The sequence below is a fragment of the Massilia sp. PAMC28688 genome, from assembly GCF_019443445.1.
GTDB lineage: Bacteria > Pseudomonadota > Gammaproteobacteria > Burkholderiales > Burkholderiaceae_D > Telluria_A.
In genome coordinates, this window is sequence record NZ_CP080378.1 from 1454094 (window position 1) to 1471032 (window position 16939).

18 protein-coding genes and 1 pseudogene are annotated in these 16939 nt (G+C 58.8%); 1 reads left to right on the forward strand and 18 read right to left on the reverse strand.

Translation table 11 applies throughout. The features are described 5' to 3' along the window. Nucleotides 1–29: 29 nt before the first annotated feature. From KY495_RS06530 to KY495_RS06600, 15 genes are all read right to left on the reverse strand, one after another. The gene (locus KY495_RS06530; protein ID WP_219879846.1) at nt 30–1601 is read right to left on the reverse strand and encodes an IS66 family transposase; all 1572 of its coding nucleotides are present in this window, start codon (nt 1599–1601) and stop codon (nt 30–32) included. 29 nt (nt 1602–1630) lie between these two features. Continuing rightward, nucleotides 1631–1978 carry an IS66 family insertion sequence element accessory protein TnpB gene (gene tnpB / locus KY495_RS06535; protein WP_119784802.1) on the reverse strand — a complete coding sequence of 116 codons (348 nt, stop codon included), beginning with the start codon at nt 1976–1978 and terminating at the stop codon, nt 1631–1633. Further along, complete coding sequence (locus KY495_RS06540; RefSeq protein WP_229518289.1) at nt 1975–2355, reverse strand: transposase; 381 nt, start codon at nt 2353–2355, stop codon at nt 1975–1977. Before KY495_RS06540 ends, tnpB (KY495_RS06535) begins: the two co-directional genes overlap by 4 nt. Before the next feature lie 59 nt (nt 2356–2414). After that, on the reverse strand, nt 2415–2741 hold the full coding sequence (locus KY495_RS06545; RefSeq protein ID WP_219882894.1) for a hypothetical protein: 327 nt from the start codon (nt 2739–2741) through the stop codon (nt 2415–2417). Between the two features lie 346 nt (nt 2742–3087). After that, complete coding sequence (locus KY495_RS06550) at nt 3088–4305, reverse strand: IS110 family transposase (protein WP_219882895.1); 1218 nt, start codon at nt 4303–4305, stop codon at nt 3088–3090. Between the two features lie 1043 nt (nt 4306–5348). Further along, nucleotides 5349–7001, reverse strand: a complete 1653-nt coding sequence (locus tag KY495_RS06555; protein WP_219882896.1) for an RHS repeat domain-containing protein — start codon at nt 6999–7001, stop codon at nt 5349–5351. Nucleotides 7002–7067: 66 nt separating this feature from the next. Further along, nucleotides 7068–8588, reverse strand: coding sequence for an IS66 family transposase (locus KY495_RS06560; protein WP_219881120.1), 1521 nt, complete (start codon nt 8586–8588; stop codon nt 7068–7070). A 55-nt stretch (nt 8589–8643) separates the two neighbouring features. Beyond that, the gene (tnpB, locus tag KY495_RS06565) at nt 8644–8985 is read right to left on the reverse strand and encodes an IS66 family insertion sequence element accessory protein TnpB (protein ID WP_219881119.1); all 342 of its coding nucleotides are present in this window, start codon (nt 8983–8985) and stop codon (nt 8644–8646) included. Continuing rightward, nucleotides 8985–9275, reverse strand: coding sequence for a hypothetical protein (locus KY495_RS06570; protein WP_219881118.1), 291 nt, complete (start codon nt 9273–9275; stop codon nt 8985–8987). The genes tnpB (KY495_RS06565) and KY495_RS06570 overlap by 1 nt, the downstream gene beginning before the upstream one ends. A 50-nt stretch (nt 9276–9325) precedes the next feature. Further along, nucleotides 9326–10000 carry a hypothetical protein gene (locus tag KY495_RS06575; RefSeq protein WP_219882897.1) on the reverse strand — a complete coding sequence of 225 codons (675 nt, stop codon included), beginning with the start codon at nt 9998–10000 and terminating at the stop codon, nt 9326–9328. A gap of 425 nt (nt 10001–10425) precedes the next feature. Continuing rightward, nucleotides 10426–10701 (reverse strand): hypothetical protein, encoded by a 276-nt coding sequence (locus KY495_RS06580; protein WP_219882898.1) that lies wholly within the window; start codon nt 10699–10701, stop codon nt 10426–10428. Nucleotide 10702: 1 nt separating this feature from the next. Continuing rightward, nucleotides 10703–11344, reverse strand: a complete 642-nt coding sequence (locus KY495_RS06585) for a hypothetical protein (protein ID WP_219882899.1) — start codon at nt 11342–11344, stop codon at nt 10703–10705. Nucleotides 11345–11355: 11 nt separating this feature from the next. Next, nucleotides 11356–11703 (reverse strand): hypothetical protein, encoded by a 348-nt coding sequence (locus KY495_RS06590; protein WP_219882900.1) that lies wholly within the window; start codon nt 11701–11703, stop codon nt 11356–11358. A 208-nt stretch (nt 11704–11911) separates the two neighbouring features. Continuing rightward, a complete protein-coding gene (locus tag KY495_RS06595; RefSeq protein WP_219882901.1) occupies nt 11912–12205 on the reverse strand; it encodes a hypothetical protein in 294 nt (97 codons plus the stop codon). A gap of 380 nt (nt 12206–12585) precedes the next feature. Continuing rightward, complete coding sequence (locus tag KY495_RS06600; RefSeq protein WP_219882902.1) at nt 12586–13281, reverse strand: hypothetical protein; 696 nt, start codon at nt 13279–13281, stop codon at nt 12586–12588. A 117-nt stretch (nt 13282–13398) separates the two neighbouring features. On the opposite strand from KY495_RS06600, the pseudogene KY495_RS06605 reads away from it, so the two are divergent. Then, nucleotides 13399–14076, forward strand: a pseudogene (locus KY495_RS06605) (IS3 family transposase); the annotation flags it as partial. A 145-nt stretch (nt 14077–14221) separates the two neighbouring features. On the opposite strand, the gene KY495_RS06610 reads toward KY495_RS06605, so the two are convergent. Genes KY495_RS06610 through KY495_RS06620 form a run of 3 tightly spaced genes read right to left on the reverse strand, consistent with a single transcriptional unit; the run spans nt 14222 to nt 16860 of the window. Beyond that, a complete protein-coding gene (locus tag KY495_RS06610; protein WP_219882903.1) occupies nt 14222–15034 on the reverse strand; it encodes a hypothetical protein in 813 nt (270 codons plus the stop codon). Nucleotides 15035–15070: 36 nt separating this feature from the next. Then, entirely contained in the window at nt 15071–15706 is a 636-nt protein-coding gene (locus KY495_RS06615; RefSeq protein WP_219882904.1) for a hypothetical protein, read from the reverse strand. Further along, on the reverse strand, nt 15703–16860 hold the full coding sequence (locus KY495_RS06620) for a sialidase family protein (RefSeq protein ID WP_219882905.1): 1158 nt from the start codon (nt 16858–16860) through the stop codon (nt 15703–15705). Before KY495_RS06620 ends, KY495_RS06615 begins: the two co-directional genes overlap by 4 nt. Nucleotides 16861–16939 lie beyond the last annotated feature (79 nt).

Below are 16939 nucleotides of genomic sequence, written 5' to 3' on the forward strand. Positions count from 1 at the left end.
AATTACCATCACCGGATGTGACGTTACAACTACGCGCTGACAGTGCTCAGTTTATCAGCCAGATTCCACGGCAACAAATCTTCAACCCGATTGACCGGATAGTCGGCGATGTGGGCCAGCACATGGCGTAGATAAGCCTGCGGATCGATGCCGTTGAGCTTGGCGCTGACGATCAGCGAGTACATCGTTGCAGCGCGCTCGCCGCCGCTGTCTGCGCCCATGAACAAGAAGTTCTTGCGGCCAAGGCAGCAGGTTCTCAACGCGTTCTCGGCGATGTTGTTGTCGATCTCGGCCAAGCCATCTTCGCAGTAGTACACCAGCGCCTGCCACTGATTGAGCAAGTAGTTTATGGCTTTCGTAGTGTCGGACTGGGTCGATAGTGTGAGCAGCCGTGCCCGCAACCATACTTCAAAGTCGTCGAGCAAAGGCCGCGCTTGTGCTTGCCGTATTCGCTGTCGATGATCAGGCAGCTGGCCGCGGATCTGTTCTTCGATTGCGTACAGTTCGCCGATCCGCCGCAACGCTTCTGTCGTTGTCACGGTCGCCTTGCGCGCATGCAGATCATGGATCTTGCGTCGCGCATGCGCCATGCACGCTGCTTCGCGCACGCGGCCATCGGCGAAGATTTTATCGTAGCCTGGAAACGCGTCGGCCTGTAGAACCCCAGTGAAGTTGGCCAGGTGCGACTGTGGATGCTGGCCTTGGCGATTCGGCGTATAGGCGAACCATGCGGCCGGCGCCGCAGTCGAGCCGGAGCGCCTGTCGTCGCGCACGTAGACCCACAGGCGTGCTGTCTTGGTTTGGCCGTTCCCCGGCGCAAGCACAGGCATCGGCGTGTCATCCGAATGGATCTTGCCGGGCTGGAGCACGTAGCGCTGCAGTGCGTCGACCAGGGGGCGCATCAGGGCCCCGCACGCACCTACCCAGCGCGCCATCGTGGAACGATCAAGCTCGACGCCGTCACGTGCGTAGATGGCGGACTGGCGGTACAGTGGCAGATGGTCGGCGAACTTGGCGACGAGTATGTGCGCCAGCAAGCCTGGTCCTGCGATGCCGCGTTCGATGGGGCGGCTAGGCGCTGGCGCCTGCACGATGTGATCGCAGCAGGCGCATGCCTTCTTGCGGCGTATATGCCGAATTACCTTGAAGGCCGAATTGATGAGCTCAAGCTGCTCGGATACATCCTCGCCCAAGGGCTTGAGTTTGCCACCGCATTCGGAGCAGGCCTGGTCCGGCGGCTCAATGATATTGTCTTCGCGCGGTAGATGCACCGGCAGCGGCTGGCGCGCAACCTTGCGCGCGTGCGCAGCGGGCAATGTCGCTTTCTGCTCGCCGGCGCCATCCTCGGCAATGAGATCCTCCAGCCGCGTTTCCAGCAGTTCGATCTTGCGGTCGAGCTTCTCGGACTTGCGGCCAAACTGCATTCGCTTGAGCTTTGCCAACTGGAGTTTGAGCTGCTCGATTTCGAGAGAGCGGACATTGAGGGCCTGCTCCAGCGTCGTGACGGTATCGCGCAGTTGTTGCACTTCGCCGTCGCGCTGCAGCAGCAGCGCTTTTAAGGCTTCGATATCGTCGGGAAGTGAGGTAGGGCTGGAAGGCATGCGCGCAGTTTACGCGCATGTTTAAACGTTTACAACACCGACATGAGGGGCGCGGTGCGTTCGGGCTGTTTCCAGTTGATGCCTTCGAGGAGCATCGACAGTTGGGCCGGCGTCAGATGGACCTTGCCGTCGGTTGCTTGCGGCCAGACGAAGCGGCCATGCTCGAGGCGCTTGGCGAACATGCACAGGCCATCGCCACTGGACCACAGCAACTTGATGACGTTGCCGCGCCGACCACGGAACGCGAACACGTGGCCGCTGAATGGGTCGTCCAGCAACGCACTCTCCACCTTGGCCGCCAGGCCGTTAAAGCCGCAGCGCATATCCGTGAAGCCTGCAGCGATCCAGATACGTGTGCCCGCCGGCAGCCCGATCATGGTCGCAGACTCTGGAAGATCGTTCTGAGCAGCGCAGCGTCGACGCCCTCGTGAACACGCACGACCGCGTCGGCGAAGATGATCTCGACCGTGCTCAGGTTGGCGGCAGGCGACGCCGCTTGGGCGATCACCGCCGGCGCCACCATCAACGGAGTATCCGCAATAACGACCGGCAGCAACGTTGTGCTTGCGTCCGGTATATTGTCAAAGAGACCTGCGCGATACTCGCGGCGCCACTTGAACACCATGTTGGCGTTGACGCCGTTGGCCATCGAAAGCTTCGAAACCGACACCCCGGCTTCGCACGCCGCAGCGGCAAGGCGCCGCTTGAACTCGACCGGATAGTTCGGCCGCCCTTTCCGGTTTCCCGGCTTCATTTCAGTATCCAAAGTAGTTCCCATCATAAAAGTAGTGGGAACTACTTTGGCGGGCATGCCTACTTGCGTCCAGACGGTGCTGGCGTCACGCTTACGATGTTTCCAAGAAAGACATTCCGGCCTTTAGCCACGGCTGTCATCAGCATCCCATAGTAGTACTGATATTGCGGGTGATTCGCTGGCACATACATCGTCAGTGAATGCCAGTCCGGCTTGCAGTATGTTTGTGCGGCGGTGGTATCCATGGCGAACCACAATGAGCCATCCTCCGCGAGGTGCAAGCGTTGGATCGGGCCTGAGATATCTACACCGGCGACAGCTGCGGTACTGGTTGCAAGCAGAGAGGCGACGGCAAGTACCTGCAATAATTTCTTGACGATTTTCATAAGGTTAGTGATCTAAAAATAGGGCCGATGACTCAGCTTTCTTGTTGTGAAACGAGTGTTGCCACTAGCGCGTTTGATTTCGTGATGGTTTTAATGCTGAGCCCGTGTCGAGATGTCGGCACTGAACATCCCGCCAGAATTTGCAATCGAAATTGTCACGTATTGATAGAGGGATTTCGGGCGCCGCCAGCTTCGTGGCAAGATTTTGGCGTGAATTCCCCCCAATGCATGTAGCATCAGTCCCGGGCCGTTCGCATGCGCTCGCCGGGGATGAACCCGGCGACCCGCCCAGTGGCGGGCAAGGCGCAGCATGCGAACGCGACGCGCCAGTGGTGGCTTTTAAGTTTTAGGTTTGGCAAGAATCGATTTCTGGCGTCACCGAGTTAAGGTAGGCGGCCTGGTAGTCGCGCCCTCTATTGACCATCGACCAAATAATCCGCACGAGCTGCCGGCCTACGCAGCGGACTGCTTGGTTGTGTCCTTTCCCCTCTGCGCGCTTCCTGGTGTAATAGCGCAACGACTCTGGGACGAGCTTCACATGCCGCGCCGCTGCGGTCATCATTGCAAACTTGGCGTGACGGTTTACTTGTCGCGGCCGCTTGCTGCCCTGGTAAGTACCGGAGCTGTTTGTCAAGGGCGCCATCCCTATATAGACCGCCAGCCCAGCCTCACTTTCGAAGCGGCCGAGCGCGCCGATTTCACCCGCCAGCTCGGCACCACATACCAAGCCAAAGCCCGGGATGCTTTCGATGCGCCGCGCCAGTTCCGACTCAACGGAGATCGCAGCGATCTGCCGTTCCAACTCCTTAATTTCACGTCTCAGAGCAAGCAAGCGCATCGCGTCCGAGTACAGCATCGGGCCGACCCACTGCACATCGTCGGCCAGCCGCGCTTCTTGTTGCCATGTCTTTATGAGCGCGGCATATTTCTTACCGACGCCTGGCAAGCCACGCAAGGTGGTAAGGCGCAAACCGGGCAATTTACGCATGTCTGTGCGGGCCGTAAGCAGGCTGAGGAACCACACATTGTCGACTGCCCCGGTGAGCGCCAACAGCCCAGGACAAAGCGCCTGCAGGGTGCCGCTCATACGCGCGATGATCCTTATCTTGTCGTTGACGAGTTGGCGCCGGCGGCGAGTAAATTGCTTGAGCTTGTCGTTTTCCGGCGGCGCGGCGACAACCAACTGCAGCACATCGCGCGCCACATGAAGCGATTGCCGCGCGCGGAACAGCTCCAGTATCCGCAGACTATCAATGTTGTCTGACTTTGCTGGCGCCGGAAAGATTTCTTTGTAACGGGCAAGCTTGAGGTTATTGACGTTGAAGAGCTGCCAACCACGGGCCAGGATGCGCTGGTCCAAGGGGCGCGCCCATCCATTGTAACCTTCCATCGCGACTGCGACCGGGCCATGCGACAGCACCTCAATGCGGTCGAAGAAGGTGTCCATCCCGCGGGCCGTGTGATGAACATCGAATTGATCTAAGATGTCGCCGTCAGCGTCACCCACCGCAACGCGGTGCACGCGGCTGCCAACGTCGATTGCCACTTGGAGTTCGGTTTCCATGAAAGCATGCTCCTTAGGAAAACAAGCAAATCGGAATTCATCCGAACGTCTCGTCTACCTAAAGAGCCACACTTACGGCACCATCCCGGAGGGCGTCACGGATGACGCAGGGGACGGAGGCGGCAATTCAGATGCGAGTGGTCGATAGCGATGCCACGGACCCCAGGAGCCACACCCCCGTCCCATTACAGAATAGACCATGAGACCGGGGCCGTCACCTACAATTCCGATAGTAGACCCCGTCGATTCCTGACCCCGTCGATTCCTGACCCCGTCGATTCCTGACCCCGTCGATTCACTGGGACTAGCGATGGCGCTACCTGAACTGGCAACAGCGCGGGCCCGGCCTGCGGGATGGTAATGCGGCGCACCCAATAGCTCACCTGGTGCTCGGAGAGATCGTGCTCCATCGCATACGCTCGCTGCGACATGCCACTGGCCTTTAACTGCGCGACGCGCTCTTGCCACAACAACTCACGTTCCTTGTTTGCCTTGTTGTCCAACGCCCCCTCCTGAAATAACCAAGGAGAACAGTGTGGCGCTACAGGTCAAGAAATCATAGGGGGTGGGCCGGACGCTTACGTTCCAAATTGTCGCTTTGCCGGACCTGACCCCGTGTCCCCATGCCCGATCGCCGGACCCCGTGCCCTGCGAATGCGGGACGCTCTCCAGTGCCTCTGCCCGAGCGGGCCTTTACTTCACTCGAACGAAGCAAGTCAGCCCCTCACCGTCAAGGCAAATTTTTGGAGAACTACCTTCGATGTCGATCTTCATAAATCCATTGCCCGCTTTTGGATCCGTAGCGTCCCAAATAATCCCGTTTAAGTAAATTGACCGGCCCCGCCCATCCTCATCTTCCCACCGCCCTCGAATTACGTTAGCCGGCATGTTTGAGCTAACTATTGTGATTGAGTAGGTGCCTCCGCGGTTCAATTCGAGGGTGTAGGTCGTTGCGTTGGTTTTTAGAAGGTACGTCCCAACTGGATCTATTTTACCTGTGCATCCAAACAGTAGGACCATCAATGCGCCAGCAAGAAGCTTTTTCATCGCGTCACAGGCTCCTTCCAAGTGTAAGTTTGTCGCATATTTCCGAACATTGGAAATGTCTCCCTTTCCCACTCTGGCCCAATTCCATATAGAAACGACTTGAAACTCGAATTGCTCTGAATTTGGAATTGAATTTGATCGCCTGCGACTGGAATTATATCGAGACGATAACTGCCGATAAACTGTTGCGTCGGATTAGTTCCGGCATGGTAAAGCAAATCCGTAAGACCGAATGATCCCTTCCAATTTGTTAGCGGCGCAAGCGGTTTTTTCGCTGCCAAAGCCGCGGCAGTTTTCTTGTAGAACGCATCGCGACCCGTGACAACGCGGCGCGCATACTTCATGTTCGCCGACGACGCACTACTTTCGTCATAATGCCGGTTTGCAGATCCAGTACCAAAAACCCAGTCAAGCGTCATGAACGTTGCACTGCGCCAACCATTACTGCCAGCCTTGTCCGGATTTTGGCCATACATTTGAACCCATTGAATTGTAGGGTCGCATTTATGCATTAATTGATTAGGCACCGATTCCGTGTTTGCCGAGCTATTGCCATTGCCTATAGGCGCTGCGGTGTACTTCACTCCCTTCGGAACTGCCGGCGCAGGGGCGCTTCCATATGAGCCTGCCGTGAAAAAGTTCCAGAAATCTAACCCGCCGCCGCCCGGGAGATAGATAGCGGTGTTCACAAAGTTATAGGTCGATGTGTTGGTTGTCGAAGTTGTTGCAGTTGTCGAGGCGCCGACCGTCGTTCCGAACCAATCGATACCTTTTTTGCCAGTGTCGTCATACCCGTCCATGTCCACCGACGTCAGCGGATTGTTGCGGGTGTATGCATACCGGTTGAGCGACTGCATATCGCCCGCATCGGGTACGGTAGGGTCCGCACTGAGGAAGCGTCCCAGCATTGGATCGTAGACCCGGCCGTTCATATGGATCAAACCAAGGGAGTCCAGGTGCTGATGCGAAGTGTATCCACGGTCGGTTAGCCCGCCCTTGATGGCGCCAGCAGGATCCAGGCCGCCCGCTGGATAGCGCCGCTTGCCAAACGGTTCGTAGGCGAATCGCTCAGTGACAGTGCCGCCCTCGTTGCTCATGGCCGTCACCGAACCAAGATTATCGTGGTGCATATAGCTGACGGTTGAGGCACCGGCCTGATTTTTCGTGATCAAGGCGATCGCCTGCCCGCCGACGGTGACGAAATAGCGGTGTTCTACCGACAGGTCTGGCTTCGTGTCACGCTCATACATCAGCCCGCCCGAGTTATCGGGATGAACGAAAACCGTCGTCGTGCCGAGCGCCGTCATCCTCGTGCGCTCGTGGTCGGGACCATAGTTGAACATGATGGCCGCCGTCGACGATGCGGTCTTGCGCGGCATGTTGAAGCTCGTGTAGCTGGTGCAGCGTGATTTTGCCGGTTCCAGTTGATTGTTCACGTTGAACTGCCGCTGGTAGTTCATGTTCCCGTTTGCGTCATAACGGAAATAGGAAGTGCCGCCGCCGGCCAACGCAATATTGTCAATGCCATGCGGGCGAGCGTTCACGGCACCGGCATTATAGCTGCCGACGTCGGAGCGCAGCTTGATATTGCCGATGCTGTCATAGTCGTACGACAAAGTGCGTGATTCCGCGCCGGGCGCGTTGACCATTGCAGTCTTCAGGCGCCGCAAAGCGACGTAGTGTAAGCGGCCAACGCGCCCACCTTCCATTGGCGCCTAGCGCTGTGTAGAGTTTGCGAACGGTAGCAGCGAATCGATCTTGCTGTTGGGGCAGGTGGGAAGTTTTTCGAGAGTGTCGGCTAGCCAGCGTGCAGGATCGAGACCATTGAGTTTGGCGGTAGCGAACAGGCTTTGGATGGCGGCGGCGCGGCGGCCCGCTCGCTCGGAGCCAGCAAACAGCCAGTTCTTCTTGCCGATGGCGATGGGACGTATCGCGTTCTCGACCGGGTTATTGTCGATCGGCAGGCTGCCCGAGCTGGCATAGCGCTGCAGCGCTGGCCAGCGCTTGAGGGCGTGCTCGATGGCCTTGGCCGTGCCGCTGCCGACAGCAACGCTGCGCTGGGACGCCAGCAGCCACGCGTGCAGGTCGGCCAGGGCCGGGAGGGCGTGCTGCTCACGCAATGCGGCCCGCTGTTGCGGCGTCATGCCCGCCGCTTGTTGCTCGATAGCGTACAGCAGCCCAATGCGCCGCAGCGCCTCCTCGGCAACCGGGCTGCCGCTGGCGGCGTGCATGTCGAAGAATTTTCGTCGAATGTGAGCCAGGCAAGCGAGTTCGGTGGGGCCTGCCGTAAACAGCGCTTTATAGCCGACGTAGTCGTCCACCATCAGATGCCCGCGCCAGTCCTGCAGGAAGGCGCGGGCATGGGCGCCAGCCCGGCTGGCCTGGTAATCGAACACGACCATTGAAGGTCCATCGTCGAGCGCATTGGAGCGGTAGGCCCACAGATAGGCGTGTTTGGTCTTGCCGCTGCCGGGATCGAGCTGGCGCACCGGTGTTTCGTCGGCATGCAGGCAACTTCGTTCCCTGAGCAGTTCGGCCAGCCGGTCAGCCAGCGGCTGCAAGGCCACGCCGATGCGTCCGATCCACTCGCCCAGCGTGGAGCGTGCCAGCGGCACACCGTCGCGCGCCGCGATCTGCTCGATGCGGTACAGCGGCAAATGATCAAGGTACTTGCACACCGCGATCCAGGCCAGCAACCCAACAGCGGCCATGCCGCCGTCAATGACCGCTGGCGGGATCGGCGCCGCCGTCACCGTCTCGCATGGCCGGCACGCATACTGCGGGCGGATGTGGCGATGCACGAAGAAGCGCGCAGGTTCCACGTCCAGCTGTTCGCTGACGTCTTCGCCGATCTTGACCAGGTCGGCGCCACACTGGCCGCACTGGCACGACTCAGGCTCATGGTGGTGTTCGATGCGCTCCAGGTGCGCTGGCAAGGGCTGGCGACCAGCGCGCTTGCGCTGCCGTTTCACCGGTGCCTGCACTTCCAGTTCCTCGTTGATGGCTGCCAGATCCGTATCGACCGTTTCCTCGAACAGCAGGCGCTGCTCCCCGACCAATGCTTCGCTGGCCTTGCCGAAGCGAACCCGCTTGTAGTACGCCAGTTCGTGCGTCAGCGCGGTGATCTTGAAGTTCTTCTCGGCCAGCACTGCATCGCGCTGCGCCAACAGCGCCTGCACTCTCGCCATTGCGGCAGGGGCGATATCCAGATCGGCAAGTTCGGCAGGCAGGTTCATGGCTCAGTAGTTTACAGAGCATGGACGATGTTTACAAGCGAAACAGTCTAGGTCCTCACAGTTGCCACTGCGCCGGGGCCTGTGCCGACAGGCGCTGCCAATCCACCCCGGCGACCAGCCATTGCCATTGCTCGGCGCTCATTTGCCAGCAGGCGTCGTCGACCTGGGGCCAGACAAACTGACCACGGTGCAGGCGCCGCAGGCACATCCAGACGCCAGTGCCATCCCAACAGACCATCTTCAGGCGGGTGCGGCGCCGGTTGGCGAACACATACGCCGTGCCATCGCAAGGCGGCCGCCCCAGCGCCTGCTGCACATGCAAGGACAGCCCGTCGATGCCGGTGCGCATGTCCACCGCCGCCGTCGCTAGCCAGATCGCATCGGCCGACAGCTGCATCAGAGGGCCCGCATCACTTCGGCCAGCCAGCTGGCGGGCACATCGCCAGGCAGCAACAAGGTCCAGCCGCGCTCATTGCGCAGGCTGATCGTCGGCACCGCCGCAGCCACGCTGGCCACCCGTACCGGCAATAGCGCTGGCACCTGCGCGCTCGTCAAGCGCCGAACCCAATACCCAACCTGGCGTACCGGCAAACCTTGTTCAATTGCGTACGCGCGTTGCGACAGGCCGCTTGCCTGCCATTGCGCTACCCGCTCCTTCCATACCTGCTCGCGTTCGACGTTGTTCACACTGTCCTCCAAAGTTCGAGGAATGCAGTGTCGCTAATTGAATTGAGAAATCATAGGTGGGCGGGCTGGCCGCTTACGACGTAGTGGAAAGTTTCGCTGAGCAGCTGGGTGGCATCCGCACGGCTCAGCATATTGCCAACGTCGTCGTAAGTGAAGGTGAGGTTTTGAACGCTGTTGCCCGCGCCGGCGAAGACGTTTTTCAACTCGCCCGTGTTAGGGTCAAACACCTGTTGGGTTTCGATGTTGTTGCCGTATTTTTGGCGCAGCAGTTCACCGGCCGCGCCCAATTCGACCGCGCTCCAGTACACCTTGGCACTTGCCTTATCGCTGACAGTATTCAGGTAGCCCAACCCTGTGTAACCATACTTGACTGCGAAGCCGCCAGGATAGGTCAGCGTATCAAGCCGGCCGTGGGTGTCATATGTGAAGCCTGAAGCATGGCTGCCATCGATATTCCTGGTGTTGGTGGAAAGGCGACCAAGAGCATCGTGCACATTCGTGCTGCTAAATCCATTGTCGGTGGAACTGGAACACAACCGGCCGATGCCGTTGTTGCAGTTGTCGTAGACCCAGGTGCTCTTCAAATCGACTTCATCGCGGTTGGTCAAGCGCCCGAGCTTGTCATAGGCGAACTTGGTTACCTGCAGTTTCGCATCCTTGTCTTGCACGCGCGCGCCGAGCACGTCGTTCTCATAGTTCCAGTCGCCCAGGTCCGGGTCCACCATGCGCCCCATACAGACTGACAGACAAACCTGATTGTTTTTGCCGGACTGAGCAGCCGTGGCCAGCAGATGCCGGGTTTAGAAGGACGCGCTTGGACCCAATGAAGACAATCCTTGCGTGCAAGATTGCTATGATCAACCTGCTCGTACGGCGACGGGAGTAGCATGACCACACCAGACGAACTGCTCGGCATGAGGTCCCGGTGTTGGTCAGGCGTCACAGTAACCGACGCGACACGGGCGAAAAAAGTACCTCTGGCCTGAAGGAAGGTTTCTTCACGATCTTCAAAACGATGGTTTTCATTTACCCAATCGCAGAAGACCCGCCAAACGACGCGCTGACTAGCACGTCCAACATGGTCCAAGGCCCGTCAGCTCTGTGAGGGTGGCGCCCGACATACCGCGCCTGATACTGTCGCGTCAGCCTTTCAGCGCAGGTTGCCCATTGGGCTGAGGAAATGCCAAACCGTCCAGGCGAAGAATGCCAGCGCGGCGGCGGCAGTCAAAGCGAAAGATACCTTGGCGCCACGCGAGGGCACACGGTTCCCTTTGAAGAAATCCTTGTGGACGGCTTGGACGACCCCAAGCAAGCCAATCTGCGCGACTACGATGCCAAGGTAATTGTCAGCCTCGATAAAACTCATCGCGGTGCTGTACATAAAACCCCAGCAAAACAATGGAATGATGAACAGCAGTACCTTCACGTCACTTATCCTTTTTGCCATGAGCGGCATCGACTCCATCATACACTTGAAGCATGTTGTACCCTTTCATCCCATACTGGGCCGCGGGAGACCAAGCGCTGTCGGCCGCCATCGATCGGGCAGAGAACCATAATGTTTCGGTCGGCACGCGGCCAGCGGCCAGACCCAGGAAGAGTCCAGTTGCATCGGCGTAACGCTGTGCGCTCGGATTATTGGGCGCAATGAGCGACGCAGTTACACGTGGGATCGAGCTCCAGTTTTCCGGGAACGTGACGGTGCTCCAGCCCATCCCCTCGGAAAATTCGAGCGAACTGCCGGTAAAGCCATACATCCCGTCAGCGATCAGATAGGTCCCAGCGACCTTTGTCAAAAAGGTTGGCTCTGGTGCACCCAGAAGAACCCAGCCAGCCGCTACACAACCGCCATTGCCCGCCATCCCCACCGCCCCTTTGATGACCTTACCCCATTTAATGGGCGCCTTGTAGTCTTTTGGCAAGCACGGCCCGATGCAACCCTTAAACATGGGGTTGGTGACCAGCTGCGGGCCAGAACGTGTTTCCTGCGCGACCCGCTCTTCATTCAGCATGATCCATGCGTAGTAGTTCTGAAAAAATATGTCGCGGTCCAGGGTATTCCCGCGCACGCCCTGATCGTTTAAATGAAGCTCTTGCTGCCCAGGTCAGGATCGATCACCTGCGACTTGTTACCGCGGATATCATAGGCGGCAGTATTCGTATTGCCGGCTGCGTCGGTGATCTTGTACATGTTGCCAAAGGCATCGTACTGGAACGTCAGAGGCCCATTCTTGGCGTCGGTGATTGTCGAGGCGCGGCCCAAGTCATCTAGCGACGTGCTGCGCACTTCATTGTCGGCGGTGCGCAGTGTAGTCAGGCTGCCAGCGTAGCTGTACCTGACGACGCTGTTGTCCGGCGCCGTGACGCTCAAGACGCGACGGTGCGCGTCATAATCGTACGTATCCCATACCGGCGTTTCGTTGGGCAAATATGGCCGGGCCACCTGATAGATGCGACCTCTGCTGTCATACCGGGTTTCCGTTTTTTGACGACCGAAACCCCGTCAAAACCTGCCGTCTCAGTGGCAACTTCTCGTGCAAGCTCATCCATGTAGCGCTTGGACCAAGCCCCATTAGGGGCGCCGGCGGCGTTAGTTGGCGAGGTTACTTCCACATACCTGGCCACCCCGGGGCAAATCACCGGCGTACCGCAGATGCTATAGTCGAACCTCCTAGTACGTACTTGTCGGATTCATCGGGAACAATGCTGCTTAGCCATTTTGTTAGGAGTACGATGGGCATGGCCGAAAGATCATGGAGATCCGTGGCGACGGCAATCGGCGCCGCTGGCTTGGTGATACGGCGCACCCAATAGCCGACCTGGTGTTCAGAGTAGCCATGCTCAACTGCATACGCCCGCTGCGTCATGCCGCTGGCCTGCAACTGGGCGATGCGATCACGCCACAACTGTTCTCGTTCGTCGTTTGCCATCCTCTTCCCTCGAAAACTATTAAGGAGAACAGTGTGGCGCTGTCGATCAGAAAATCATAGGTGGGTGGGTGGGCTGGGCGCTTACTCCCTATCGGCCTGTTCTTTCCGATGAACTCCCAACCTGCCCAAACAGCAGAATCAATTTGCTGCTACCGTTCGCAAACTCTACACAGAGCTGACGACCGATGGAAGGTGGGTCGGCTGGCCGCTTACCGATGGAAGGTGTGTGGGCTGGCCGCTTACGATCCTTCAGCAATCTCAGGCGACCGTAGGCGATGCGCCTAACCGTTGGTGGCGCAGGTGGTCACGAAGCCCTTGCCATACTCTAACAACTGAACGACTGCCATTTTCGGTACACTCAGGCTGAAACATGGGGTCACTCAGCTGAGGCGCACCTTCACCCAGGGACCCTCCTCAGCGAGAAATTGAACGCCTGTCAAGTTGGCTTTCTCGATAGCCAACTTCAAGCGCTCCGACACAATCATGGCCGCGTTGGAAAGCGTGAAAAAATCAACAATATCCGGAAACGAATTGTTCAAGTAGATTTCCTCATACTGGAGGAGCCGATGACTATTCACAAATTGTTTCTTTTCTTCTGCGTCGCTGAATGTATAGACTGTTTTCGGCCCTATCAGGCCACCCAAGCTAAAGGTGGATTTGGCGAAGTCAATCATCTCGTCCGGTATGCTCTCTATGAAAGGCAGCCGGTACGAGTAAGAACTCTTACGGTCTATTACTTGAGCAGGCCACAGTCGGACCCCGTAATGTACAAACTTCACCAACACTTCGAGTGCCCGTTCCGACACTAGGAACGGACAGAACATCAGTGCGGGGCCAAAATGCAGAAAATCTGTCAGCTTGGCCTTCGGTAACAATCGGACGCACTGCAGGTCAAATTCCATCCCTGGAATTTGCTTGCGGCAACTCCAAAACTCTTCAGAGCCGAGCAGCCTGGTGATTTTTTCATACTCGTCTTTGTCCTGAAAACCTGACCGATCAATTTCTGCCTGAGTGACACCGTTCTTGAACCCAATAACGTCAGGATCGGAAACCCGGCGCATCACGAAATAGTTCATGATCAATATCCCATGCTCTGGTAAAAATCATTAAGCTTGCTATAGCCTTGCTGCTGAATACTTTATATCTCGTCGCCTAGACGTCTCTGCAAGTCTACCATGTCATCCATTTTGATAGTCAGCGACGATCTGCGTGAAATTGGGGAGCAATGCGGCATCAACCGCGTCCACCGGCTGATGCAATCGGCCGGGATTCGTTCACAAACCGGCTACGCCAAGCGCAAATATAAACGCGGCGGTGCACCATCTCTCGTGGCGCCCAATCACCTGCAGCGCCAGTTCAACGTTGAGGAACCGAATCGCGTCTGGGTGACGGACATCACGTACATCCGCACATATGAAGGCTGGCTCTATCTGGCCGTCGTCCTCGATCTGTTCTCGCGACAGGTGATTGGCTGGTCGATGAGTTCGCGCATTGACCGGGAGCTGGCTATGAACGCGCTTCTGATGGCCGTCTGGCGACGGCAGCCGAAGAATACGGTAATGGTGCATTCCGATCAGGGAAGTCAGTTCAGCAGCTACGACTGGCGAGACTTCCTCGACGAGCATAACCTCACTCAAAGCATGAGCCGGCGTGGGAATTGCCACGATAACGCGGTCGCTGAAAGCTTCTTCCAGCTACTGAAACGCGAGCGGATTCGACGAAAAATCTATGGCACTCGGGACGACGCGAAGCAGGATGTGTTTGATTACATCGAGATGTTTTACAATCCAAAGCGCCGACACAGCTTCAGCAATGACTTGTCGCCTGTCGAATATGAAAAGCAGTATTTCCAACGGCTCGCAAGTGTCTAGCAAACTCGTGGCGATTCAAGCTGGCTTGTGCAGTCCGTATTCACCTCTGCGCCCGAGGTGAAGAAACGGCGACATGATCGTGCTACGCAGTTGTCGTGCTCGACGCCAGCATTACACACAAGCCGCAGCGCTTATGAGGCCGTCATCAGCGCGCAGCGGCTGCCATTGCCCCCGCGCCAGCACTAAGCAGCCAACTCACCAGCAGCAGGAACGCCACCAGCATCGCAAACAATGCCGACACGCCTCGGCGCGTCTCATGGTCTCCAAACAGCGGCTTCTTCCCATATTCCATGCCGATGAAGTAAGCGCCGAACACGGTAGCCAGGTAATGCACCGCGCCGAAGGTTTCTCCCAGCTCGCCCTTGCGCTCGTGTTCCACCACCAGGTGGGACAGCGCCACCAGCACCAGATAGGCAATCGACGCTTTCAGCGGCGGCAGGTACAGCCCCATGGACTCCACCCAGTGCTTCACACCAGGCTTCCAGCGCGCCACCAGCGGCAGGATCAGATTGTGGGTGATCCCGGTCAGAAAAATCAGCTTGAGTAATACCGTCTTGTGTAGGCTTGCACTGCCCAGGGCCAGGTTGTGGATATTGGTCTCCGCCTGGCGGTTATTCTTCGCAAAATACTCGGGCGAAGCCACGTTGAGGATACGCTGGAACCAGCTGATTTCCTCCAGCGCCGCCAGCGCCACCAGTCCACCAAGCCCAAACAGCACCAGCAGCTCGAACGCGGACGTGTCACCCCGCCCCCAGCGCCGCGCGCCCACATAAAACAGCATGGCCGATATCACGGTAAAGCACAGGAACTGCAGCCATTCGATGACGCCGTCCTCCGTCAGCAATTGCGCCATGGCTGCGGGATTACCCGAAAAGGCTACCGCCGCAATAAGTATCAGCAGGTTCACGCCAATGGCCGTGGCCAGCACCGGATGGGTGTAAGAAGATTTAAGCGACACGCAATGGACTCCTTGGTTGATATGTCAGTAGTAGCTTTAGCCGGCCGGCAGCGGGACCGCGCCGCGCGCAAGCCGCGCACGCAGCAGCGACACCAGCGCCGCGCACGACCAGATCCACAGCAGCGGATCGAGCAGCGAATCCCACAGGTTACCCGATGGCAGGCGCAGTAGTGTGAACAAGGCGAGCGCCATGAACAATGCCAGCGTGGTCACCCGCGCGCCGCGCATGGCGATGGCGCCCGCACAGGCCAGCATTCCCAGCAGCGCGGCGCCAGGCGCGAGCGCGGGGCCAAAGCCCCAGAAATAACTGCCCTGCGCGAACACGCCGATGGCGTCAAGGTACAACAGCAGCCCCACAGGCGCCAGCACGATGGCCAGGACAGGTGGAAGCCGGTACCGCCCCGGCTCACCACGTACGCGCCACCAGATGCTGGCCAGGCAGCAGCCCACCAGCAGGCCGCTGGGATACTGGCACGCCAGCCCCACCCAGTAGGCATACGATGCCTCGCCGGGCAGTAGCGCGGCGCATGCTGCGGCCAGCATGACCAGGCCCGCATGCCAGTACGTCAGCGGCCGCGCGCGGGGCCACCAGTAAATAACGATGGCTGACGCGACAACGGCCCAGCCGATACGCCCGTAGCCGATCTGCAGCGCGAGTTCTGGAAGGTTCATGGTGAAGCGCTCGAATGAATACGAAAACGGTGATGCGCAATGGCCTGGCGCTGATGGGTATAGGTGACATGCAGCTCGTCCCCTACCTGCTGCAGCGTCGGATATGAAAATTCGTCGCCTGCACTGCCTTTCGCGATATCGACCACATGCTCCCATGTATGGGCATCGCTGGAACTGGACAGGCGCAGGATGCTGCGCGAGCTGCCACCGGCCACCACATGATTATGCAGCATCAGGAACTTGCCGCTGGCAAGGCGCACCGTGGCCAGCGAAGTATTGTCATTGGGGAGATCAAGCGCGGGCAAGTCTTCCCAGTTTTCGCCGCCATCGCGGCTCAGCGCTTGCTGCACGCGCTTGTCGTCGCTCGCGTCGCGCATCCAGGCCCGCACTTCCGACGCCGAGATGGCGGCAATCGTCGGCTGCAGCGTGGAGTCACTCTCGCCGATCCGTGCAAACCATTTGGGCTCGCCCTCGGGGTCAAAGGAGATCATCATGGGGTACTTGATCCCCATCTCGAAATACGCCGGCAGCCACCAGCCGCCGTCGGTCAGGCCCACCGGCGACGTGCGTACCAGCGCGCTGGTGTTGAACATCGGTGACAGGGGCAGCACGCGCCGCACGGCAAACCTGGCGCCTTCGCTGGTGGAACTCAGATGCACGATGCGCGACGCCGCCCAGCCGCCAAGGCCGGTGGCCACCACGTACAGGTGGATGGTGCCGCGATGATCCGTCCATGCGACCGGGTTGCCGATGCGGCGCACGCCAAAGCCCAGTTCCCGGGCCAGCGAATCGCGGCTGGCCACTTCCCAGGCGGCGCTCCAGCTGCTGCCGGACCAGCGCGAGGCATATACCTTGACGTTGGGCCCACTTTCCCGGCTGCCCGCCCACCAGAACGCGAGCATGTGTTCCCCCGGCAGGGTCGCCAGCGTGCTGGCGTGGGCCGATGGCGTATCCGGGGGCATGGGAATGAGCGAGCGCGAAAGCTCCTTGAGCTCCACGTCTACCGCCTGGCCGCCCACGCTGACGGCAGGCGTGGCCCTGTGCATGGTCGGGTGGGACCAGCGCCATGCTTCCACAGCCGCGGCACCGGCCGTGATCAGGATGGCAATGGACAGTAACAGCGCCTTGCCGCGCCCTTGCATCAAGCCTGGCATGCCGGGTGTGCCCTACATTGTTGAGGCCGCATTGCTTGGTCCTTCATTGCGGAGAGAGGGAAAGTGCTAAGCGGCACGG